Annotated in this window: 21 protein-coding genes and 1 pseudogene; 11 read left to right on the forward strand and 11 right to left on the reverse strand. The window is 71.9% G+C overall.

Translation table 11 applies throughout. The features are described 5' to 3' along the window. Positions 1-97: 97 nt before the first annotated feature. Positions 98-1,366, reverse strand: coding sequence for an Ig-like domain-containing protein (locus QFZ58_RS14085; protein WP_307125279.1), 1,269 nt, complete (start codon positions 1,364-1,366; stop codon positions 98-100). A 178-nt stretch (positions 1,367-1,544) separates the two neighbouring features. Then, a complete protein-coding gene (locus tag QFZ58_RS14090) occupies positions 1,545-1,952 on the reverse strand; it encodes a hypothetical protein (RefSeq protein WP_307125280.1) in 408 nt (135 codons plus the stop codon). Positions 1,953-2,060: 108 nt separating this feature from the next. Between QFZ58_RS14090 and QFZ58_RS14095 the strand changes: the two genes are divergently transcribed. Further along, entirely contained in the window at positions 2,061-2,375 is a 315-nt protein-coding gene (locus QFZ58_RS14095; protein WP_307125281.1) for a hypothetical protein, read from the forward strand. 53 nt (positions 2,376-2,428) lie between these two features. On the opposite strand, the gene hutH is transcribed toward QFZ58_RS14095, so the two are convergent. The 5 genes and pseudogenes from hutH to QFZ58_RS14120 form a co-directional block, all read right to left on the reverse strand. Then, the gene (gene hutH, locus QFZ58_RS14100) at positions 2,429-3,988 is read right to left on the reverse strand and encodes a histidine ammonia-lyase (RefSeq protein ID WP_307125282.1); all 1,560 of its coding nucleotides are present in this window, start codon (positions 3,986-3,988) and stop codon (positions 2,429-2,431) included. Positions 3,989-4,095: 107 nt separating this feature from the next. After that, positions 4,096-5,262: a GGDEF domain-containing protein gene (locus QFZ58_RS14105; RefSeq protein WP_307125283.1), complete on the reverse strand. Its 1,167-nt coding sequence runs from the start codon at positions 5,260-5,262 to the stop codon at positions 4,096-4,098. Between the two features lie 74 nt (positions 5,263-5,336). After that, positions 5,337-6,150 (reverse strand): annotated as a pseudogene (locus tag QFZ58_RS14110) (enoyl-CoA hydratase/isomerase family protein). Positions 6,151-6,300: 150 nt separating this feature from the next. Further along, positions 6,301-7,497 (reverse strand): adenylate/guanylate cyclase domain-containing protein, encoded by a 1,197-nt coding sequence (locus QFZ58_RS14115; RefSeq protein ID WP_307125284.1) that lies wholly within the window; start codon positions 7,495-7,497, stop codon positions 6,301-6,303. Between the two features lie 164 nt (positions 7,498-7,661). Beyond that, positions 7,662-8,531 (reverse strand): biotin--[acetyl-CoA-carboxylase] ligase, encoded by an 870-nt coding sequence (locus QFZ58_RS14120; RefSeq protein WP_307125285.1) that lies wholly within the window; start codon positions 8,529-8,531, stop codon positions 7,662-7,664. A gap of 190 nt (positions 8,532-8,721) precedes the next feature. Between QFZ58_RS14120 and QFZ58_RS14125 the strand changes: the two genes are divergently transcribed. From QFZ58_RS14125 to QFZ58_RS14140, 4 genes are all read left to right on the forward strand, one after another. Next, the gene (locus tag QFZ58_RS14125; protein ID WP_307125286.1) at positions 8,722-10,302 is read left to right on the forward strand and encodes an acyl-CoA carboxylase subunit beta; all 1,581 of its coding nucleotides are present in this window, start codon (positions 8,722-8,724) and stop codon (positions 10,300-10,302) included. A 20-nt stretch (positions 10,303-10,322) separates the two neighbouring features. Beyond that, positions 10,323-10,532, forward strand: coding sequence for an acyl-CoA carboxylase epsilon subunit (locus QFZ58_RS14130; protein WP_307125287.1), 210 nt, complete (start codon positions 10,323-10,325; stop codon positions 10,530-10,532). 80 nt (positions 10,533-10,612) lie between these two features. After that, the gene (gene mmpB / locus QFZ58_RS14135) at positions 10,613-10,741 is read left to right on the forward strand and encodes a morphogenic membrane protein MmpB (RefSeq protein WP_099174806.1); all 129 of its coding nucleotides are present in this window, start codon (positions 10,613-10,615) and stop codon (positions 10,739-10,741) included. Positions 10,742-10,774: 33 nt separating this feature from the next. Next, positions 10,775-11,386, forward strand: a complete 612-nt coding sequence (locus QFZ58_RS14140) for a nucleoside triphosphate pyrophosphatase (RefSeq protein WP_307125288.1) — start codon at positions 10,775-10,777, stop codon at positions 11,384-11,386. Positions 11,387-11,399: 13 nt separating this feature from the next. On the opposite strand, the gene QFZ58_RS14145 is transcribed toward QFZ58_RS14140, so the two are convergent. Beyond that, positions 11,400-11,840: a hypothetical protein gene (locus QFZ58_RS14145; RefSeq protein WP_307128859.1), complete on the reverse strand. Its 441-nt coding sequence runs from the start codon at positions 11,838-11,840 to the stop codon at positions 11,400-11,402. Positions 11,841-12,244: 404 nt separating this feature from the next. On the opposite strand from QFZ58_RS14145, the gene QFZ58_RS14150 reads away from it, so the two are divergent. Together QFZ58_RS14150 and QFZ58_RS14155 are read left to right on the forward strand one after the other, a co-directional pair. Next, a complete protein-coding gene (locus QFZ58_RS14150; RefSeq protein WP_307125289.1) occupies positions 12,245-13,999 on the forward strand; it encodes a biotin carboxylase N-terminal domain-containing protein in 1,755 nt (584 codons plus the stop codon). An 89-nt stretch (positions 14,000-14,088) separates the two neighbouring features. Continuing rightward, positions 14,089-14,682: a TetR/AcrR family transcriptional regulator gene (locus tag QFZ58_RS14155; RefSeq protein WP_307125290.1), complete on the forward strand. Its 594-nt coding sequence runs from the start codon at positions 14,089-14,091 to the stop codon at positions 14,680-14,682. Positions 14,683-14,717: 35 nt separating this feature from the next. On the opposite strand, the gene QFZ58_RS14160 is transcribed toward QFZ58_RS14155, so the two are convergent. Together QFZ58_RS14160 and QFZ58_RS14165 are read right to left on the reverse strand one after the other, a co-directional pair. Continuing rightward, positions 14,718-15,683 carry a DeoR/GlpR family DNA-binding transcription regulator gene (locus QFZ58_RS14160; RefSeq protein ID WP_307125291.1) on the reverse strand — a complete coding sequence of 322 codons (966 nt, stop codon included), beginning with the start codon at positions 15,681-15,683 and terminating at the stop codon, positions 14,718-14,720. Positions 15,684-15,827: 144 nt separating this feature from the next. Beyond that, the gene (locus QFZ58_RS14165) at positions 15,828-17,267 is read right to left on the reverse strand and encodes an NAD(P)H-quinone dehydrogenase (RefSeq protein ID WP_307125292.1); all 1,440 of its coding nucleotides are present in this window, start codon (positions 17,265-17,267) and stop codon (positions 15,828-15,830) included. 251 nt (positions 17,268-17,518) lie between these two features. Here QFZ58_RS14165 and QFZ58_RS14170 point away from each other — a divergent pair, with 251 nt between their 5' ends. The 3 genes from QFZ58_RS14170 (at position 17,519) to QFZ58_RS14180 (ending at position 20,842) form a co-directional block, all read left to right on the forward strand. Continuing rightward, a complete protein-coding gene (locus tag QFZ58_RS14170) occupies positions 17,519-17,956 on the forward strand; it encodes a gamma-glutamylcyclotransferase (protein WP_307125293.1) in 438 nt (145 codons plus the stop codon). 102 nt (positions 17,957-18,058) lie between these two features. Next, positions 18,059-18,883 (forward strand): purine-nucleoside phosphorylase, encoded by an 825-nt coding sequence (locus tag QFZ58_RS14175; protein ID WP_307125294.1) that lies wholly within the window; start codon positions 18,059-18,061, stop codon positions 18,881-18,883. A 327-nt stretch (positions 18,884-19,210) separates the two neighbouring features. Next, entirely contained in the window at positions 19,211-20,842 is a 1,632-nt protein-coding gene (locus QFZ58_RS14180; RefSeq protein ID WP_307125295.1) for a phospho-sugar mutase, read from the forward strand. 102 nt (positions 20,843-20,944) lie between these two features. On the opposite strand, the gene QFZ58_RS14185 is transcribed toward QFZ58_RS14180, so the two are convergent. After that, positions 20,945-21,583, reverse strand: coding sequence for a PH domain-containing protein (locus QFZ58_RS14185; protein WP_307125296.1), 639 nt, complete (start codon positions 21,581-21,583; stop codon positions 20,945-20,947). A 123-nt stretch (positions 21,584-21,706) separates the two neighbouring features. On the opposite strand from QFZ58_RS14185, the gene deoC reads away from it, so the two are divergent. After that, positions 21,707-22,654 carry a deoxyribose-phosphate aldolase gene (gene deoC, locus QFZ58_RS14190; protein ID WP_307125297.1) on the forward strand — a complete coding sequence of 316 codons (948 nt, stop codon included), beginning with the start codon at positions 21,707-21,709 and terminating at the stop codon, positions 22,652-22,654. The last annotated feature ends 2 nt before the right edge of the window (positions 22,655-22,656 follow it).

Here is a 22,656-nt window from a genome sequence, read left to right on the forward strand (position 1 = left end):
AGAACCCTGGACGCCCGCCTACGCCGAAGGCGGCGGCCCCCGGAAGAGTCCGGGTGCCGCCGCCTTCGGAAGGGGATGGGGTGCGGGGTTCGCGCGCTCAGGCCTCGGAGCCCGCCGTCCACTCCGACCAGCTCATGTTCCAGCCGTTGAGACCGTTGTCGGGGGCGATGGTCTTGTCCGGGGAGTTCTTGACGATGACCACGTCGCCGACCAAGGAGTTGTTGTAGAACCACGCGGCGGGCGTGTTGGGGTCGTCCGCGCCCTTGGTGTCGGACAGGCCGACGCATCCGTGGCTGGTGTTGGCGCTGCCGAAGATGGACTTGGCGCCCCAGTAGTTGCCGTGGATGAAGGTGCCCGAGGTGGACAGCCGCATGGCGTGCGGCACGTCCTTGATGTCGTACTCGCCCTTGCCGTCGTCGTCCGTGAAACCGACCGTCGAACCGTCCATGCGGGTCTCCTTGAACTTCTCGGAGATCACCATCTGGCCGTTGTACGTCGGGTTGTCGGAGGAACCGGAGGAGATCGGGATCGTCTTGATCGTCTTGCCGTCCTGGGTGACGGTCATGGTGTGCGCCTGGGCGTCGACGGTCGAGACCTGGTTTCGGCCGACCTTGAAGGTGACCGTCTTCTGCTGCACACCCACGACGCCGTCGGCGCCCTCGACGCCGTCCAGCGCCAGCTTCAGCGTGACGGTGGAGCCGCCCTGCCAGTAGTCCTCGGGGCGCAGGTCCAGGCGCTGGTTGTTGAACCAGTGGCCGACGACTTCCTGGCCACTGCTCGACGTCACCTTGATGCCGTCCTGGACGGCCTTCTTGTTGGTGATCGCCTTGTTGAAGTTGATCGAGACGGGCATGCCCACACCGACCGTGGAGCCGTCCTCGGGGGTGAAGTTCCCGATGAAGCTGTTCTCCGGGGAGACGGTGGTGAAGGAGCTGTTGCCGTGTGCCTCGCGGCCCTTGGAGTCGGCCGCCGTCGCGCTGATCTTGTACGTGGTCGAGCGCTCGAGCTGGCCCTTCGGCTTCCAGCTGGAGCCGTCGGCCGCGAGGGTGCCCTCCACGGCGTCGCCGGACGCCGTGGTCATCGTGACCTCGGTCAGCTTGCCCTTGGCGACGGTCACCACGGCCGCGTTGTTGATGCTCGCGTTGGTGGCACCGTTCTTCGGCGCGATCGTTATCTGCGCCTCGGAGGCGTCCTTTGCCGCCGCCTCGTCCACCTGCGCCTGCGACGTCTTGGAGCTGTCGGCGCTCGCGCCCGTGCCACCGCCGTCGTCGCTGCAGGCCGAAAGCACCAGCACGCCGCCGAGCAGTGCGGACGCGGCCATCAGGCCCCTGCGCCGCTTGCTGACCGTCATCACACGCTTCTCCATCGTTGCCGATCCCCAAAAAATCCCCGGACGAGACGCCTGACGGCGCTCCCGTCAATGTTCCAAGAACACCCGGAACTGGTCTTCCGTTCCACATCTGCCGCAGATGTGGGGAACACCACTCATCGACGCGCCCGTGACGTCGGTGGTTCCCGCACCCCCGGAGACGTACCCGGGGACGTCAGCGTTCCGCATTCCCGCCGTCTTCTTCGCCGTCCGTCGCATTCTCCTCGACTTCGTAGTAGATCCCGTCCTCGTCCTCGTCCTCGCCCGCCGCCCAGTCCTCGGAGTCGGGGTCGTAGTCGATCGTCTCGCTGCTCCACGACGCCTGGGCGAGCTGCACCCCGGGCACCTGGCCGATCAGGTCGAACGGGTCGATGAGCGAGGCGAGGGCCTCCGCTCCGTCTTCCCTGACCGTCTCCTCGGCATGCGTGCGTTCCTCGGCGGACTCGTCGGCGGACGCTCCCGAGGCGGTGAAGTCGGCGGCGATGCTTTCCAGCGCGGTGCCGGTCAGGGCGGCGGGGTCGGTGATCTCCAGCACCATCTCCACGCGAAGCCGAACAAATGCGGGTGTCTCTGCAGTGGTCATATGCCGGAGCGTAAGGCTCGTGGGACCTGCGACTTTCCACCGACCCGCTGGTTTGCTTAGCATCGGCCCACGGGGCTAACTGATGGTTGTCGCAAGGGGATCGATTCTGTGTCCGTCGCTCGTCGCACGCTGCTGACCACCACGGCGGCAGGCACCCTGCTCTGTGCCCTCTGGTTCGTCCCCTCCGCCAACGCCACCGGCGGGACGGCACCGCACAACGCTTCCACCGCCTCGGACCCCGGGTCCCAGGAGGCGCCGGGCTCCGTCACGGCGGAGCCCCTCCCGCAGGACAGGCTCGCCGACACCGGGGCCGGGATCGACACCACCCCGTACGTCATCGGCGGCACCGTCTCCCTGGCCGTCGGCGCGGGCTTCGTCGCCTACTCCGCACGCCGGGCCGGCACGGTGCGCACCGGTTTCTGAGCCTCTTCCCGGCCCGGCCGCGAGGGGCTGGCGGCCCCCCGCGGCCCGTACGGTCAGGCCAGGGGCCCGGTCACCGCCTCCACGGCCGCGACCAGCTTCCCCTCACGCACGAAGGCGTCGGCGGCGGCCAGGTCGGGGGCGAGGAAGCGGTCGGGGCCCGGGCCCTGGACACCGGCGGCCCGCAGCGCGTCGATGGCGGCCCGCGACGCGGGGGCCGGAGCGAGGCCCCGGTCGGCGCGCAGTTCGACGGCGCGCGTGGCCGCGTACAGCTCGACGGCCACGATGCGTGCGAGGCCGGTGACAGCCGTACGGAGCTTGCGCGCGGCCGACCAGCCCATGGAGACGTGGTCCTCCTGCATCGCGGAGGACGGGATCGAGTCCACGGACGCGGGGACGGCGAGCCGCTTCAGCTCGCTGACCAGTGCCGCCTGCGTGTACTGGGCGATCATCAGCCCCGAGTCGACCCCGGCGTCACCGGCGAGGAACGGCGGCAGCCCGTGCGAACGGTTCTTGTCCAGCAGCCGGTCCGTGCGCCGCTCGGTGATCGACCCGAGGTCGGCGGCGACGATCGCCAGGAAGTCGAGGACGTACGCGACGGGAGCGCCGTGGAAGTTGCCGTTGGACTCCACGCGGCCGTCCGGCAGCACGACGGGGTTGTCGACGGCGGAGGCCAGTTCGCGGTCCGCGACGAGCCGGCCGTGCGCGAGGGTGTCACGCCCGGCCCCGTTGACCTGGGGGGCGCAGCGTACGGAGTAGGCGTCCTGGACCCGGGGGGCGTCGCCCGTGACCTCGGAGTGGCGTCCGGTGAGGCCGGAGCCGGCGAGCACCCGCAGCATGTTGTCGGCGGAGATTCCCTGGCCCGGGTGCGGGCGGATGGCGTGGAGCTCCGGGGCGAGGACCTTGTCCGTGCCGAGGAGGGCTTCGAGGGAGAGGGCGGCGGTGATGTCGGCCGAGGTGTACAGGTTCTCGAGGTCGGCCAGGGCCATCACCAGCATGCCGAGCATGCCGTCGGTGCCGTTGAGGAGGGCGAGCCCCTCCTTCTCGCGCAACTCGACGGGCGTGATGCCGTGGGCGGCGAGGAGCTCACCGGCGGGGCGTACGGTGCCGTCGGGGCCCTCCGCGTCGCCCTCGCCCATCAGGGTCAGGGCGCAGTGCGAGAGCGGGGCCAGGTCGCCGGAGCAGCCGAGCGAGCCGTATTCGTGCACGACGGGGGTGATGCCCGCGTTGAGCACGTCGGCCATGGTCTGCGCGACCTCGGGGCGTACGCCGGTGTGGCCGGAGGCCAGGGTCTTCAGCCGCAGGAACATCAGCGCCCTGACGACCTCGCGCTCGACGTGGGGGCCCATGCCCGCCGCGTGCGAGCGGACGATGTTGCGCTGCAGCTGCGCGCGCAGCTCCGGGCCGATGTGCCGGCTGGCGAGGGCGCCGAAGCCGGTGGAGACGCCGTAGACCGGCTCGGGCTTGGCGGCGAGCGCGTCGACGATCTCGCGGGCGGCGGCCAGGGCCTCGACGGCGGCTGCGGAGAGTTCGACCCGGGCGCCCTGGCGGGCCACGGCGATGACGTCCTGGGCGGTGGTGCCGGACGTCCCCACCACGACTGTATGCATATCCATATTCAGAAGCGTACGGACTGAATCGCCACATGTCACCAGTGGTCGTGCGGTTGACCCCTTACGACAGGTGCACGGCGGAGAACGGACCAGGTCGTCACCGCCCCGCCCTACCGCTCACCCCCGGGCGGGCTCCCCCGCAGCCTGCGGCGGTCGTGCGGGGATCTGGGCGGGGAATCGGCGAGCCGGATGACCTCGCCGTCCCGCCCCGCCACGACGGGCTTGCGGGAGTGCGCCGCCTTCGCCTGGTACTGGGCCGCGTCGGCCAGCCGGAAGAGCCGCCGCGCGGAGCGGACGGGACCGATGTCGTCTCCGGTCGACGCGACGCCGCAGGCGACCCCGTCGCCGAGCTCCAGGCCGACGGCCCGCGCGCAGAGCTCCTCGGACACCCGGACCACCTCGTCCGCGGCGGGCCCCACCGTCAGCAGACAGAACTCGTCCCCGCCCAGCCGGGCCGCCAGCGCCCCGGGGAGCATCGCCCCGCAGAGGGAGAGCACGGAGCCGAATCGTTCCAGCAGACGGTCGCCGACGGCGTGGCCGTGTGTGTCGTTGACCGACTTGAGGCCGTTCAGGTCGCAGACGACCAGGCTGACCACCGCGCCCTCGAGGCGGTGCCGCTCCACCGCCTCGTCGAGCCGGATGTCGACCGCGCGGCGGTTGGCCAGCCCGGTCAGGGGGTCGGTGAAGGCCAGCTTGCGGACCTCCTCCAGGCGCTCGGTCTGGGCGATGCCCGCCGCGGCGACGGCCGCCAGCACGGTCGCGAAGTCCGCGTCCTCCCGGTCGAACACGGGCACCCCCGCCGGACGCGCCACATAGAGCTCACCCCAGGCCCGGCCGCGCAGCACGATCGGCGCCACGACGCAGCAGCCCCGCCCGCGCCGCCGCAGGGCCGCCACCCTCTGGTGGCAGTACGGGCGGGCCCCCCGGGTGGGGGCGCCGGCGGCTCGGCGGCCGTCTGCGGTCTCCACCCAGGCGTCCGGCTCACCGCCACCGGCCCACCGCTCGTGCAGGAACTCGGTGATCTCCGGGAACTGGTGCACGGGGTAGGTCTCCTCGTCGGGGAACTCCTCCTCCCCCCGCGCCCGCTCCCCCACGTTCACCAGCACCCTGAGCCTGCCCCGGTCGCGTTCCCAGAAGGAGAGCGCGGCGAAGCTGCCGCCCAGCGCCTCGCACGCGCCGAGCGCCGCCGCCCGCCAGGAATCCTGCGGGGTGCAGGCCGCCGCCATCGTCTGCGCCAGCGCAACAACGGCACGCAGCCGCACCTCATCACCGCCCATCGCTACAGCTTAGGTAGGTTTGCGATGATTTGATCCGTTCGCAGCGCTGATGATCTTCGGAGCGGACGGCGCGCTCACTCCCCGGGCCAGGCGGGCTTCCGCTTCTCGTTGAACGCGGCCACGCCCTCGGCCCGGTCGCCGGAGAAAGGCCACCGACCGCCAGGCCGCGTCCTCCACCTCCAGGCCCGCCCGCAGGTCGAGTCCCTGCCCGAGCCGCAGCGCCCGCTTGGCGGCGCGCAGCCCCACCGGGGAGTTGGCGGCGATGCGGCCGCCCAGCGCCAGCGCCGCCTCCCGGTCCCGGCCCGCGTCGACCAGCTCGTCCACCAGCCCCAGCTCGCGCGCCTCGGCCGCCTCCACGCGCCGCGCGGTGAACACCAGCTCGGCGGCGCGCGCCGCGCCCACCCTCCGGGGCAGCAACTGCGTGCCCCCTCCGCCCGGGATGACTCCGACGGACACCTCGGGCAGCCCGACCACGGCCGTGCGGTCGGCCACGATCACGTCGCAGGCCAGCGCCAGCTCGAAGCCGCCGCCGAGGGCGAAGCCGTGCACGGCGGCGACGACCGGCATCGGCAGTTCGAGCACACCGGTGTACGCGGCCCGGGCGGTGGGCCGCTGCCGCACCAGCTCGGCGTCCGTGAAGGAGTTCCGCTCCTTGAGATCCGCGCCCACGCAGAAGGCCCGGTCATGGCTGGAGGTGAGGACGGTGGCCCGCACCCCCTGGTCGGCGCCGAGCGCGGCGCAGGCCTCGCCGATCGCCCGGGCCATGGCCGTGGACACGGCGTTCATGGCCTTGGGCCGGTCGAGGACCAGCTCGGCAACGTGATCCTGGCCCTCGTGCCGCCGTACGACGACGAATTCCCCGAACCTCTGCTCGGACGTGACGGTCATGGCGCACCCCTCCGGTTAACGAGCGTTACCGGGATCCTAGGACGCCCCCCTCCCCTGATGACCAGGGCCCGGGGGCGGAGCCCACGGTTGCGCGAAGGTGCGGTCAGGGAAACAGGCCGGGCGCAGGCGCGCGCCCCGCACACCACGCGGTCAGGACGACGGCTTGCCGCGCCGCGCCAGCAGCCACGGCTCGACCACGCCGAGGCCTCGCACCGGCCGCTGCCACATCGGCTGCAGTCCGAAGCGGTACGTCGGCAGGGGCGGCTCCTCGTCCTGCCGGCCCTCCTTCTCGGCCAGCCGGGCGCGCTCGGCCGCCGCCGCGGCCTCCTCGGCCGCCTGCGCCTCGGAGACGGGGGCGTCCCCCGTCCGCGTCAGTTCCTGGGCGAACGCCCCGTCGACCAGCACGGCGTCCTTCGGAGCTATCGACGTGAGCCTGCTCGCCAGGTTCACCGTCGTACCGAACACGTCGCCCATGCGCGTGGTCACCGTGCCGAACGCCATGCCGACCCGCAGCGCGGGCATCGTGGTGTCCTGGGCCATCACCTCGACCAGCCGGAGCGCTATCTCGCCCGCCGTGCCCGCGTCGTCCGCGGCGAAGAGGACCTCGTCGCCCAGCGTCTTGATGAGCCGCCCGCCGTGGGCGGCGACCAGGTCGGCGGCGGTCGTCTCGAAGGCCTCGACGAGCTCTCCGAGCTCCTCCTCCTCCAGCCTCCGGGTCAGCCGGGTGAAGCCGACCAGGTCCGCGAAGCCCACCGCGAGCCGCCGGTCGACCATCTCCTCGTCGTCCGCGGCCTGCACGACCCGGCCCGTCGCAGCGGCGAGCTGGCGCCGCCAGACGTACACCAGGAACTCCTGCAGCTCGGGCAGGAGGAGCTCGACCAGCGGATAGGTGACCTCCGTGCGGGTCATGCCGGGCTCGGGGGGCTCGGTCAGCCCCTCCAGGAAGGAGTCGATCTGCCACTCGGCGAGCCGGGCGGTGGTCTGTCCGGTCGACCGGGCCACCTGGATCGCCATCGGCTCGCTGAGCAGCCCGGCCTCCACCAGACCCGCCAGCCGGCGCAGCGCCAGTACGTCGGCCTCGGTGAGGGCCTTTGCCTGCCCGATGTCGGCGAAGCCCATGGCACGCCAGAACCGGGACGCCAGGTCCATGGAGACCCCGGCGGTCCTGGCCGCCTGGAACGGCGTGTACCGGCGGTCGGCTCCCAGGATCAGCTGTTCCAGCCGGATCGCGAGAGGATCGTCGGTCGGTTCGGCCGTGTGGTCGACCTCATGGTGCGGTGTGGGGTGGACCGAGGCCTCCGCCGGAGGGTCCGTGCCCTCGCCGGAACCCGTGTCGTCGACGGTCACCGGCCGCCTCCTGCCCGTTCCGTACGCACTGCCCTGCCGATCTGTCGCTGGATCGCCTCAACGATACGGCAGGTGTGCCGTGGCTCACGTCCCCGGTTGCCCGGTCCGGGCGCCTCATGGACGACATCAGCCGTGGTGGCGGGCCGTCCGGGGCGTCCGCCGTGTCAGGTCAGCCCGCCCTCCGCGCCGCGCAGGTGGACGATGTCGCCCGCCGACACGGGCTCCTGCAGCCCGTCGTCGGTGGCCAGCACCAGCCGTCCGTCGCCGTCGATGGCGACGGCCTCGCCGACGAGCGTCCGGTCACCGGGGAGCTCGGCCCGCACCGTCCTGTCCAGCGTGGCGCAGCCCGCCGCGTACGCGGCCTGCAGCCCGCTTTCGGCGGCGTCGCCCTCCGCGTCGCGCCACCGCCCGTACCACTGCTCCAGCGAGCGCAGGACGGCCCGCAGCAGCGTCTCCCGGTCGGTCGAGACAGCGCCGGCGAGCGCCAGCGACCCGGCGTGCGGGGTGGGCAGCTCGGCCGCGCGCAGCGAGACGTTGACGCCGAGGCCGATGACGACGCCGTCCCCGGCCCGCTCGGCGAGGATGCCGCCGGTCTTGCGTTCCGTGTCACCGATGGTCACCAGGAGGTCGTTGGGCCATTTCAGTGCCATGTCGACGCCCGCGGACTGCGCGAGCCCCGTGGCCGCGCTCACACCGGCCAGCAGGGGCAGCCACCCCCAGCGCTCGACGGGTACGCCGGAGGGCTCCAGGTAGACCGAGAGGAACAGGCCGGAGCGGGGCGGTGCCGACCAGCTCCGGTCCAGTCGCCCGCGGCCCGCGGTCTGCTCCTCCGCGACCAGCACCGCACCCTCGGCCAGTCCGGCGCCGGCGGCCCGTGCCGCGAGGTCGGAGTTGGTGGAGCCGGTCCTCTCGACGACGTCGAGCGAGCTCCACAGTCCGTCCGGCCGCACCAGGGCGCGCCGCAGCGCGGCGACGTTCAGGGGTGGCCTGTCGAGGTCCGACCAGCGGTTGTGGGCAGCGTCCGGAGGTGTCATACGCCCCACATTAGGTGTGGCCAACGACGCACTGCCGAACCGTATCCGCGCCGATACGCTACGGGTCAGTAGCAACACCGGCCGGCGAGCAGGTAGCCGTCGAGCCGTACGTGTCCGGCACCGCACCGGACACACCGGATGTTCCAGACGTACCAGCCGTCCCCGTGACCAGGCAGGGAGCCGCCACCCGATGTCCGAGCCGCAGAGCGACATCCACACGACCGCGGGAAAGATCGCGGACCTGCAGCGCCGTATTGACGAGGCCACGCACGCAGGTTCCGCCCGCGCCGTCGAAAAGCAGCACGCCAAGGGCAAGCTGACCGCCCGCGAGCGAGTAGAACTCCTGCTCGACGAGGGTTCCTTCGTGGAGCTCGACGAGTTCGCGCGGCACCGGTCCACCAATTTCGGCATCGAGAAGAACCGGCCGTACGGGGACGGTGTCGTCACCGGCTACGGCACCGTCGACGGGCGTCCCGTCTGCGTGTACTCGCAGGACTTCACCATCTTCGGTGGCTCGCTCGGCGAGGTGTACGGGGAGAAGATCGTGAAGGTCATGGACTTCGCGATGAAGACCGGATGCCCGGTCATCGGCATCAACGACGGCGGCGGCGCCCGCATCCAGGAGGGTGTGGTCGCCCTCGGCCTGTTCGCCGAGATCTTCCGCCGCAACGTGCACGCCTCGGGCGTCGTCCCGCAGATCTCCCTGATCGTCGGCCCGTGCGCCGGTGGCGCGGTCTACTCCCCCGCGATCACCGACTTCACGGTCATGGTCGACCAGACCTCGCACATGTTCATCACCGGACCCGACGTCATCAAGACGGTCACCGGGGAGGACGTCGGCTTCGAGGAGCTCGGCGGCGCCCGCACGCACAACACCACGTCAGGTGTGGCGCACCACATGGCGGGTGACGAGAAGGACGCCATCGAGTACGTCAAGTCCCTGTTGTCCTACCTCCCGTCGAACAACCTCTCGGAGGCCCCGGCCTTCCCCGAGGAGGCCGATCTGGAGACCACGGACGAGGACCGCGAGCTCGACACCCTCATCCCGGACTCGGCGAACCAGCCGTACGACATGCACACCGCCATCGAGCACGTGCTCGACGACGGCGAGTTCCTGGAGACCCAGGCCCTGTTCGCGCCGAACATCATCACCGGCTTCGGCCGCGTCGAGGGGTACCCGGTCGGCGTCGTCGCCAACCAGCCGATGCAGTTCGCCGGCTGCCTGGACATCGACGCGAGCGAGAAGGCCGCACGCTTCGTGCGCACGTGCGACGCGTTCAACGTGCCGGTCCTGACCTTCGTGGACGTGCCCGGCTTCCTCCCGGGCGTCGACCAGGAGTACGGCGGCATCATCCGCCGGGGCGCCAAGCTGATCTACGCGTACGCCGAGGCCACCGTTCCGCTGATCACCGTGATCACCCGCAAGGCCTTCGGCGGCGCGTACGACGTCATGGGCTCCAAGCACCTGGGCGCCGACCTGAACCTGGCCTGGCCGACGGCGCAGATCGCCGTGATGGGCGCCCAGGGGGCGGTGAACATCCTGCACCGCCGCACGATCGCCGCCGCGGACGACCCGGAGGCCGCCCGCGCCGAGCTGATGACGGATTACGAGGACACCCTCCTCAACCCGTACGTCGCGGCCGAGCGCGGGTACGTCGACGCGGTGATCATGCCGTCCGACACCCGGGCCCACCTCGTGAAGGGCCTGCGCCAGCTCCGCACGAAGCGCGAGTCGCTGCCGCCCAAGAAGCACGGCAACATCCCCCTCTGACCGACCCACCGGGAGCCACCATGATCAAGGTCGTACGGGGCAACCCCACCCCGGAAGAGCTCGCCGCCGCCCTCGCGGTGGTCCGGGCGCGTGCGGCGGCGGCAGCCGCCACCCCGCCGTCCGGTGCCCCGCTGCCCCCCGAGCAGTGGTCGGACCCGGGCCGCATAGCCCGCCAGGGGTCGTTGCGGCCCGGCCCGCGCTCCTGGGCCCGGACGTACTGGCCCGCGTGACGGCGCCCGGGTGACGCGGCTGCGGCGCCTGAGTACTCGTACTCAGGCGCCGCAGCCGCGTCCGGAGCACCATCGGTTGCATGTTGTGGTCCGACCCCGAGAACAAGCCCCCGAAGGAACTGCGCGACGCCCAGGACATGATGCGGCGCGCGGGCCTGCTGCTCGCGCTGGCCATGGTGGTGGCGATGTTCGTCCTGGGGACCCGCTGAACGGGTCACCTGGAGCCCTCGCGGCCTTCTACGATGACCGGTATGACTGATCAGCGCCGTCTCGTGCTCGCCTCCGCCTCCCCCGCCCGCCTCGGCCTCCTCCGTCAGGCCGGTTTCGCCCCCGAGGTGATCGTCAGCGGCGTGGACGAGGACGCGCTCACCGCTCCGACGCCCGGTGAGCTGGCACTCGTGCTCGCCGAGGCCAAGGCCGCCGCCGTGGCGGGCCGTCCCGAGAGCGCCGGCGCGCTGGTCATCGGCTGCGACTCGGTACTGGAACTGGACGGCGAGGCGCTCGGCAAGCCGGCCGACAGCGAGGAGGCCACCGCGCGCTGGAAGTCCATGCGCGGCCGCTCGGGTGTGCTGCGGACGGGTCACAGCCTCATCGACACGGCGACCGGCCGTACGGCGTCGGCGACCGCGTCCACCGTCGTCCGCTTCGGTGAGCCGACCGACGCGGAGGTGGCGGCGTACGTCTCTTCGGGTGAACCGCTGCACGTCGCGGGAGCCTTCACCCTGGACGGCCGCTCGGCGCCGTTCGTCGAGTCGATCGAGGGTGACCACGGCAACGTCATCGGGCTCTCGCTGCCGCTGCTGCGCCGGCTGCTCGGCGAACTGGGTCTTTCCGTCACGGACTTGTGGGTCTGATCGGCAGCACGCCTCACACGGGCGCCGGAGCTCCGGCCTCGGCGCCCGCCGCGCCCGTCACCGGTCCGCGCCGCTCGTACGCCAGCAGGGTCAGCACCAGCAGGGCCAGTACGGCCATCATGAACGCGAACGCCGCCCAGCCGACCAGTCCCACCGCCAGGGCGCCCAGGACTCCGTGGACGACCGCGCAACCGATGAGGGTGATCCTGGCCACCCGGCCCGGCGCCCGGTCGCGTATGGCGGCCAGGAGCGGTATCAGGCCGCACAGGACGAGCAGGAGGCCGGCGACGCCGCCCATCACCAGGGTGCCGGTGGACATGACGCCCGGGTCCGTACCGGCCAGGGACATGCTCTGGTTGTCGACGACGGTCGCCAGGACAAGGTTGACGACGACGATGCCCGCGGCTTCCCCGAACAGAACGATCGCGGTCACGACGGCCAGTGATCTGCGCACCACGGCGCCCACCCCCTGTTACCTGCAGTACGTCGGTACAGCGCGGACCCTACTAATCAGTAATGCTCCGGACAAGGGTTCGCGCACCGCGCACCCCACCACCGCGCCCCTTCTCGTCCCGACCTCGGCCCGTCCTCGTGGCGGCGGCAAAGATTGCGTCGGCCGTTCGTAGGGACTCCACAAAGAAACGCCGAGTGGCGTTGCACCTACAGACAGAGACTTGCACCACACTTCGTGGCTACTGTGCGGTTGAGGAACCCGGCGTACCGTGGTGCGACAAGGGATTTCGCGACTCGAGCAAGCCTCGAATCACACTCCGTGTGGGCAAGTTCACCATTGGGGACGGGTCGTACGGCCGTGTCGGTAGTCCCTAAACTCAGCTTGTTCTCAAGGAGGGAGTCATCGTGCGCAAGGTGCTCATCGCCAACCGTGGCGAAATCGCTGTCCGCGTTGCTCGGGCTTGCCGGGATGCCGGAATCGCGAGCGTAGCCGTCTACGCCGATCCGGACCGGGATGCTCTGCATGTCCGCGCGGCCGACGAGGCGTTCGCTCTGGGCGGTGACACCCCGGCCGCCAGTTACCTGGACATGGCCAAGGTGCTCCAGGCTGCCAAGGACTCGGGGGCGGACGCGATCCACCCCGGCTACGGCTTCCTCTCGGAGAACGCCGAGTTCGCCCAGGCCGTCCTCGACGCCGGTCTGACCTGGATCGGCCCGCCCCCGCAGGCGATCCGGGATCTCGGCGACAAGGTGGCCGCCCGTCACATCGCGCAGCGCGCCGGCGCCCCCCTGGTGGCCGGCACGCCGGACCCGGTGAGCGGCTCGGCCGAGGTCGTGGCGTTCGCCGAGGAGAACGGCCTGCCGATCGCCATCAAGGCGGCCTTCGGCGGTGGCGGTCGCGGTCTGAAGGTGGCTCGCACGCTGGAGGAGATCCCGGAGCTGTACGACTCCGCGGTCCGTGAGGCCGTCGCGGCCTTCGGGCGCGGCGAGTGCTTCGTGGAGCGCTACCTGGACAAGCCGCGGCACGTGGAGACCCAGTGCCTGGCCGACACCCACGGCAACGTGGTCGTCGTCTCCACCCGTGACTGCTCGCTGCAGCGCCGCCACCAGAAGCTGGTCGAGGAGGCGCCCGCCCCGTTCCTGACGCAGGAGCAGAACGCGGAGCTGTACGCCGCCTCCAAGGCGATCCTCAAGGAAGCCGGCTACGTCGGCGCCGGGACGGTCGAGTTCCTGGTCGGCGTGGACGGCACGATCTCCTTCCTGGAGGTCAACACCCGCCTTCAGGTGGAGCACCCGGTCACCGAGGAGGTCACCGGCCTCGACCTCGTACGCGAGATGTTCCGCATCGCCGACGGCGAGGAGCTCGGCTACGGCGACCCGGCCGTGCGCGGCCACTCCTTCGAGTTCCGGATCAACGGCGAGGACCCGGGCCGCGGCTTCCTGCCCGCTCCCGGCACCGTCACCCTGTTCGCCCCGCCGGCCGGTCCGGGTGTCCGGCTGGACGCGGGCGTCGAGACGGGTTCGGTCATCGGCCCCGCCTGGGACTCGCTGCTGGCCAAGCTGGTCGTGACCGGCGCCACCCGCGAGCAGGCACTGCAGCGCGCGGCGCGTGCGCTGGCGGAGTTCGAGGTGGAGGGCATGGCCACGGCCATCCCGTTCCACCGCGCGGTCGTCGTCGACCCGGCGTTCACCTCCGACCCGTTCCGGGTGCACACCCGCTGGATCGAGACGGAGTTCGTCAACGACATCAAGCCGTTCGCGGCCCCGGCGGACGCGGAGGCGGACGAGGAGTCCGGCCGCGAGACCGTCGTCGTCGAGGTCGGCGGCAAGCGCCTGGAGGTCTCCCTGCCCTCCTCGCTGGGCATGAGCCTGGCACGTACGGGCCTGGCGGCCGGTGCCAAGCCCAAGCGCCGCGCGGCGAAGAAGGCGGGTTCCGCCGCTTCGGGCGACACCCTCGCCTCCCCGATGCAGGGCACGATCGTCAAGGTCGCCGTCGAGGAGGGCCAGGAGGTCAAGGAGGGCGACCTCGTGGTCGTCCTGGAGGCCATGAAGATGGAACAGCCCCTCAACGCGCACCGCTCCGGCATCGTGAAGGGCCTGTCCGCGGAGGTCGGCACCTCGGTCTCGTCCGGCGCGGCGATCTGCGAGATCAAGGACTGACCCGTCTCTTCCGTTCACCGAGGGCCCGGGCACCGTCCGGGCCCTCGGTGGCATTCTGGATCCAGGGCGGAGACCAGGAGGAGAGCGTGATGGCGATGAGCACGGCAGGAACGCCGGCCCGTCCGATGCGCGCCGACGCGCGCCGCAACTACGACCGGCTGGTCGGTGAGGCCCGGGCGTCCTTCGCCGAGCACGGCACGGACGCCTCGCTGGAGGACGTCGCCCGGCGTGCGGGGGTGGGCATCGGCACGCTCTACCGGCACTTCCCGAACCGGCACGCACTGATGAACGCGGTGTTCCAGGACGCCCTGGCCTCACTGCTCGCGCGCTCCCGCGAACTGGCGGAAGCGGAGCAGCCGTGCGCGGCGCTGATGGAGTGGCTGCGAGCGATCGTCACCCATGCGGGTGAGTACCGCGGCTTGGCGCAGGCGCTCATGTCCGCGTCCGGTGACGCCACTTCAGCCCTGACGCAATGTCACGTACCGCTCCGGCAGGCCGGGACGCGGCTGCTGGAGCGGGCGCGGTCGAGCGGCGCGGTGCGGGCGGAGGTGTCGATCGACGACCTGCTGCAGCTGACGAACGCGATCGCGCTGGCCGCGGAGCAGTCCCCCAGCGATCCGGCTCTGGCCGACCGCCTCCTGCGGCTGACGCTCCAGGGCCTGAAGCCGTCGGCCGGCGACTGAGGATCGAGCCGGCCACGGGCCGCGGCCCGTGCCCGCTAGCGCCGTCGCAGGTCCGCGACGCGCCCCCGCTCCACCGGGCCGTCCGCCAGTGCGGCCGCACTCCGCAGCTGCGGCCCGAGTCCTCCGGGGCCGCCCTGCGTGCGCCGCTGGCCGGGCAGCGGCATGTCCCTCCGGGGCTGCCGCCCCTGGGGCAGGGCGTCACCGGCCGGGGCGTCGCTACCCGATCCCGCCACCGTGATCTCCACGCCCTGGTCCGCCAGTGCCTGGAGCTCGGTGGCCGCACGCTCGTCGTGGACCGGCGGTTCGTCCGTCACCAGGCGGGTGATCAGCTCCGTCGGCACCGTCTGGAACATGGTGTCGGAGCCGAGCTTGGTGTGGTCGGCCAGGACCACCACCTCGGCCGCGGCCTGCACCAGCGCACGGTCCACGCTCGCGGAGAGCATGTTGGACGTGGACAGACCACGCTCGGCGGTCAGTCCGCTCCCCGAGATGAACGCCCGGGAGACCCGCAGCCCGTGGAGGGACTGCTCGGCCCCGCTGCCCACGAGTGCGTAGTTGCTCCCGCGCAGGGTTCCTCCGGTCATCACCACTTCCACCCGGTTGGCATGGGCCAGCGCCTGGGCGACCAGGAGGGAGTTGGTGACGACGGTCAGGCCGGGAATCCGCGCGAGCCGGCGGGCCAGCTCCTGCGTGGTCGTTCCGGCGCCGACCACGATGGCCTCGCCCTCACCGACCAGTCCGGCGGCGAGGTCGGCGATGGCCGTCTTCTCCGCGGTGGAGAGATGGGATTTCTGCGGAAAGCCGGACTCCCGCGTAAAACCGCCCGGCAAGACCGCACCGCCGTGCCGGCGGTCGAGGAGTCCTTCTGCCTCCAGTGCCCGCACGTCCCGCCGTACGGTCACTTCGGAGGTCTGGACGACGCGGGCGAGCTCACGGAGCGATACCGCCCCGTTGGCACGCACCATTTCGAGGATCAATTGACGACGTTCTGCAGCGAACACGAAACTGACAGTAACCTGGCCATGGGTTGCTTTTCAGCAGTTTGCGCCGAATAAGCGAAGTTGTACATGTGCGGGGCCTCCCAGTGGTATAGGAGGCCCCGCCGTTGTTCAGGTGGTGTCCGGGACGGGTGGCAGCCGTCGTCCCTACGCGTCGCCGGTGCGCTTACGGCTGTGCAACTGCCGTGCCACTTCGGCGATCGAGCCCGACAGGGACGGGTACACGGTGAAGGCGTTCGCGATCTGTTCCACGGTCAGGTTGTTGTCGACCGCGATCGAGATCGGGTGGATCAGCTCACTGGCCCGCGGAGCGACGACGCAGCCGCCGACCACGATGCCCGTGCCGGGGCGGGCGAAGATCTTGACGAAACCGTCCCGGATGCCCTGCATCTTGGCGCGCGGGTTGCGCAGCAGCGGCAGCTTCACGACGCGGGCCTCGATCTTGCCGGCGTCCACGTCGGCCTGGCTGTAGCCGACCGTGGCGATCTCGGGGTCCGTGAAGACGTTCGAGGAGACGGTCTTCAGGTCCAGCGGGGCCACCGCGTCGCCGAGGAAGTGGTACATCGCGATCCGGCCCTGCATCGCGGCGACCGAGGCGAGTGCGAAGACCCCGGTGACGTCACCGGCCGCGTACACGCCGGGGGCGCTGGTGCGGGAGACCCGGTCGGTCCGCACGTGCCCGGACTCCTTGAGCAGGACTCCGGCCTCCTCCAGGCCCATGCCGGCGGTGTTCGGGATCGCGCCGACCGCCATCAGGCAGTGGGTGCCCGAGATGACCCGGCCGTCGGCCAGCGTGACCTCGACGCGGTCGCCGACGCGCTTGGCGGACTGGGCGCGGGAGCGCGCCATGACGTTCATGCCGCGGCGCCGGAAGACGTCCTCGAGGACGGCTGCGGCGTCCGGGTCCTCGCCCGGCAGCACCCGGTCGCGGGAGGAGACGAGGGTGACACGGGAGCCGAGCGCCTGGTAGGCACCGGCGAACTCGGCACCCGTCACACCGGAGCCGACCACGATGAGCTCCTCGGGGAGCTCGTCCAGGTCGTAGACCTGGGTCCAGTTCAGGATGCGCTCGCCGTCGGGCTGCGCGTCCGGGATCTCGCGGGGGTGGGCGCCGGTCGCGATCAGCACCGCGTCGGCGGTGAGCCGCTCCTCCGTCCCGTCGGCCGCCCTCACGACGACCTGGCGGGATCCGTCGGCGGCCTGGAGGCCCTCCAGCCTGCCGCGCCCGCGCATGACCCTGGCCCCCGCACGGGTCACGGAGGCGGTGATGTCGTGGGACTGGGCCAGCGCCAGGCGCTTGACCCGCCGGTTGACCTTGCCGAGGTCGACCCCGACCACCCGCGCCGCCTGCTCGATGTGCGGCGTGTCGTCGGCGACGATGATGCCGAGTTCCTCGTAGGAGGAGTCGAAGGTGGTCATCACCTCGGCCGTCGCGATCAGGGTCTTCGAGGGCACGCAGTCGGTGAGGACCGACGCGCCGCCGAGGCCGTCGCAGTCGACGACGGTCACCTCCGCGCCGAGCTGGGCGCCCACCAGCGCCGCCTCGTAGCCGCCGGGGCCACCGCCGATGATCACGATCCGAGTCACGAAATGTCCGCCTCGCGTGGTGTCATCCCACGGCCGTCTGCCGCCCCGGCCGGGGGTCCGGGGGATCGCCCCGGGGAATGCAGTACGTAATTCATTGTCCCGCACGCGCCAATCTGCTTCGCCCCGGGGCCCTCCATACGGGAACGGCCCTGGCCGGGCCGGGGCCTCCCGGTCCCGTGCGGCGCCTCCGACGGGGCGGCTTCCTCCCCGGAACCGGCACGCCCGGCGTCACCTCCCGTACCCTCGACCCCATGTCGCTCTACGCCGCGTACGCCGGCAACCTCGACGCGCGGCTGATGACGCGCCGCGCTCCGCATTCCCCGCTGCGCGGCACGGGCTGGCTCAACGGCTGGCGGCTGACGTTCGGCGGGGAGCAGATGGGCTGGGAAGGCGCGCTGGCCACGGTGGTCGAGGCGCCCCGTTCCCAGGTCTTCGTGGCGCTGTACGACCTCGCGCCGATGGACGAGGACTCCATGGACCGCTGGGAGGGTGTCGGCCTCGACATCTACCGCCGGATGCGGGTGCGCGTGCACACCCTGGACGGCGAGGAGCCGGCCTGGATGTACGTGCTGAACGGCTACGAGGGCGGGCTGCCCTCCGCGCGCTACCTGGGCGAGGTGGCGGACGCCGCCGAGTCCGCGGGCGCGCCGCACGACTATGTGATGGGTCTCCGCAAGCACCCCTGCTGAGGCGCTCCCGGCACCCTTCTGTACGAAAATACGAACACGACCGGCCAGACTCTGCGCCGCCACATCTACGCGCGTAGGGAATCAGCGGTTACCCTCATCCGCGTGAACGCATCTGTTATTCCGGACCACATCCAGGGCGACCCCCACGCCGCCGCAGCCGTCGCCGCCGACCGCCTGCGCGAGCTGACCGGCGCCGAGACCCACGACGTCGCCCTTGTGATGGGCTCCGGGTGGGCCCCCGCCGGCGACGCGCTCGGCGCACCGGAGGCCGAGTTCCCGGTGACCGCGCTGCCCGGGTTCCCCGCTCCCGCGGTGGAGGGGCACGGCGGCACCATCCGCTCGTACCGGATCGGTGAGAAGCGCGTCCTGGTCTTCCTCGGCCGCACGCACTACTACGAGGGCCGCGGGGTGGCCGCCGTGGCGCACGGCGTCCGTACGGCCGTCTCCGCGGGCTGCAGGACCGTCGTCCTGACGAACGGCTGCGGCGGACTGCGCGAGGGCATGCGCCCCGGACAGCCGGTCCTCATCAGCGACCACATCAACCTCACGGCGGCCTCGCCGATCGTCGGCGCCAACTTCGTGGACCTGACGGACCTGTACTCACCGAGGCTGCGCGCGCTGTGCAAGGAGATCGACGCGACGCTCGAAGAGGGCGTGTACGTGCAGTTCCCCGGCCCGCACTACGAGACGCCGGCCGAGATCGGCATGGTCCGCGTGATGGGCGGCGACCTCGTGGGCATGTCCACGGTCCTCGAGGCCATCGCGGCCCGTGAGGCAGGCGCGGAGGTGCTGGGCATCTCCCTGGTCACCAACCTGGCCGCAGGCCTGAGCGGCGAGCCGCTGAACCACGAGGAGGTCCTCCAGGCCGGCCGCGACTCGGCCACCCGGATGGGCGCGCTGCTGGCTCGGGTGCTCGACCGGATCTGAGAAGCGGAACCGGCTTCCCCGGCATGCGGGGCGCGGGCGGGGGAAACCGGCCCCGCCCGCGCACGAGGCGCCGACGAGCACCACCGGCCTCGCCCGCCCGCAGGGTCGCACGACCCAGCCGGCGGCGCCGGCGTTCCAGGCGCGGGGCCGGGGGCGGAGCCCTGAAGCGGGCCCGGGGGGAGTCCGGTTTCGGGGAGGGGCGGGTAGGGGAACAGCCCGCCGCGGGCGCGACCCGCACCCGCACCCCCGCAGCCCCCGGCACCCGCACCCGCATCCGGCGCCCCCGCACCCGACACCACCACCACCCCCCGCAGAAAGGCGGACACCGTGCAGCAGGACCTCATCGCCCGGGCCAGGACCTGGCTCGCCGAGGACCCGGATCCGGAGACCCGCGAGGAGCTCGCCGGCCTCATCGGCGCCGGTGACCTCGACGCGCTCGCCGACCGTTTCGCGGGCACGCTCCAGTTCGGCACGGCCGGCCTGCGCGGCGAGATCGGCGCCGGCCCGATGCGCATGAACCGGTCAGTCGTCATCCGTGCCGCCGCCGGCCTCGCCGCGTACCTGAAGGCCCAGGGGCAGACCGGCGGGCTCGTCGTCATCGGCTACGACGCCCGGTACAAGTCCGCCGACTTCGCCCGCGACACCGCGGCCGTGATGACCGGCGCGGGCCTGCGCGCGGCCGTGCTGCCCCGCCCGCTGCCCACCCCCGTCCTCGCGTACGCCATACGGCATCTGGGGGCCGTCGCGGGCGTGGAGGTCACGGCCAGCCACAACCCGCCCCGTGACAACGGCTACAAGGTCTACCTCGGCGACGGCTCGCAGATCGTGCCCCCGGCCGACACGGAGATCGCCGCCGCCATCGCGGCCGTGGGCCCCCTCGACGGCGTACCGCGCCCGGAGTCCGGCTGGGAGATCCTCGGCGAGGAGGTACTGGCCGCCTACCTCGCCCGTACGGACGCCGTCCTCACCCCCGGCTCCCCGCGCACCGCGCGGACCGTCTACACGGCGATGCACGGCGTCGGCACCTCCGTGCTCACGGCGGCCTTCGCGCGCGCCGGCTTCCCGGCCCCCGTGCTCGTGGCCGAGCAGGCCGAGCCCGACCCGGCGTTCCCCACCGTCGCCTTCCCCAACCCGGAAGAGCCCGGCGCCATGGATCTCGCGTTCGCGACCGCGCGCCGGACGCAGCCCGACATCGTCATCGCCAACGACCCGGACGCCGACCGCTGCGCCGTGGCCGTCCCGGACGACGGTGACTGGCGGATGCTGCGCGGCGACGAGGTCGGCGCGCTGCTCGCCGCCCACCTGGTGGACCGCGGGGTCTCCGGCGTCTTCGCCGAGTCGATCGTGTCCTCGTCCCTGCTGGGCCGGATCGCGGAGAAGGCAGGACTCGGTCACGAGGAGACCCTGACGGGCTTCAAGTGGATCGCCCGCGTCGAAGGCCTGCGCTACGGCTACGAGGAGGCGCTGGGTTACTGCGTCGACCCCGAGGGCGTACGCGACAAGGACGGCATCACGGCCGCGCTGCTGGTGGCCGAGCTGGCCTCGGTGCTCAAGGAGCAGGGCCGCACACTGCTCGACCTGCTCGACGACCTCGCGCTGGCGCACGGACTGCACGCCACGGACCAGCTGTCGGTCCGGGTCGAGGACCTCTCGGTCATCGCGAATGCCATGCGCCGGCTGCGGGAAACCCCGCCGGCCGCTCTTGCGGGCCTTCCCGTCACCTCGGCGGAGGACCTCGCGCAGGGCACGGACCTCCTGCCGCCGACCGACGGCCTGCGCTACCACCTGGCGGGCGCCCGGGTGATCGTCCGGCCGAGCGGCACCGAGCCGAAGCTCAAGTGCTACCTGGAGGTCGTGGTCCCGGTCGGTTCGCCGGAGGAGCTGCCCGCGGCCCGCGCGAAGGGCGCGGAGCTCCTGGCCGGCATCAAGAGCGACCTGTCGGCCGCCGCGGGCATCTGACCCGGCCGGCGGCAGCGGGACCGGCCGCCGTGGCGGTCGCCGTGGCCGGTGGCGGACCACCCGGTCCGGTCAGGACCCAGGGTGTCCGTCAGCCACGGGCCGTCAGCCGACGGCCAGCAGCACCACGAGCAGCACCGCGCCGACGGCGGCCGGGGCGATCACCTCGTACGCCCAGCGCAGCGAGGCCGTGGTCGTGCCCTTCTCCGCGTGGCGCTCGGCGCGCTCGGCGATCTCCCGCAGGTCGGCCACCGCACGGTCGGCGAAGGCGGCGCGGGCCTGGGTGTCGTTGACGTCGGCGTGCACGGAGGTCCGGCCGTACGGGTCGTCGTGGGCCTCCCGGGTCGCCTTCCTGGCCGCCCGCTTGCGCTCGCGCAGGGAGACCGGAACAGCCCAGAGCTGGTACTTGGCACCGCTCTCGGTGAACAGCTCGCTGGAGTACGACGCCCGCAGACCCGAGACGTCGGTCCAGGGGAGCACGATGGTGCGGAACGGGTTGCGGATCCGGATCCGCTCGTCGTTGGCGAACACCGCGGGCCGCAGGGTGAACGCCACGATCAGCGGGATCACGGTCAGCAGCGCGGCCAGTGCCGTCCACGGCACGTTCCCCTTGCCCTGGAGCACCGCGTCGCCGCCGATCCAGCCGACCAGCAGGATCAGCAGGACGCCGGTGAGCAGCCCGGCGCCCGACCGGAAGGTCCGGTCGGCGTAGGCGGGCTCGGCGGGAGGTGTGGGGCTCGTCATGGTCCGATTCTGCCTGACGGGACGGCGGGGTGCGGAGAGGCCTCGGACGGCCCGTGGAAGGCGCGGAAACGGACAGGCCCCTGTACAGGTCGCTACGCGCGTAGATATGCTCATGTGGTGACCATGCCCACCACTGCACCTGCATTCGCCGACGCGACCGCGTCCGACAGTGCGCTGCGCCGCTTCCTGCACGGGCTGCCCGGCGTCGACACCGTCGGCCTCGAAGCGCGCGCCGCCTCTCTCGGGACCCGATCGATCAAGACGACTGCCAAGGCGTACGCCATCGATCTCGCCATCTCGATGATCGACCTGACGACGCTCGAAGGCGCGGACACCCCGGGCAAGGTCCGGGCTCTCGCCGCCAAGGCCGTCAACCCCGACCCGACCGACCGTACGACCCCGCGCACCGCCGCGGTCTGCGTCTACCCCGACATGGCGGCGACCGCCGCCGCCGCGCTGGCCGGGTCCGGGGTGAAGGTGGCGTCCGTGGCGACGGCCTTCCCCGCCGGACGGGCCGCACTGGACGTCAAGCTCGCGGACGTCCGCGACGCGGTGGCGGCCGGGGCCGACGAGATCGACATGGTGATCGACCGCGGCGCCTTCCTCTCCGGCCGCTACCTCAAGGTCTACGAGGAGATCCTCGCCGTGAAGGCCGAGTGCGGCAGCGCACGACTGAAGGTGATCTTCGAGACCGGCGAGCTGTCCACCTACGACAACATCCGGCGGGCCTCCTGGCTCGGGATGCTGGCGGGAGCGGACTTCATCAAGACGTCGACCGGCAAGGTCGGGACCAACGCGACCCCGGCGAACACGCTGCTGATGCTGGAGGCCGTGCGCGACTTCCGGGAGCAGACCGGCGTGCAGATCGGCGTGAAGCCCGCGGGCGGCATCCGCACCTCCAAGGACGCGATCAAGTTCCTCGTCCTGGTGAACGAGACCGCGGGCGAGGACTGGCTGGACAACCACTGGTTCCGCTTCGGCGCCTCCAGCCTGCTGAACGACCTGCTGATGCAGCGCCAGAAGCTCAGCACCGGCCGTTACTCCGGCCCCGATTACGTGACGGTGGACTGATC

This window comes from Streptomyces sp. B1I3, assembly GCF_030816615.1.
Classification (GTDB): Bacteria; Actinomycetota; Actinomycetes; order Streptomycetales; family Streptomycetaceae; genus Streptomyces.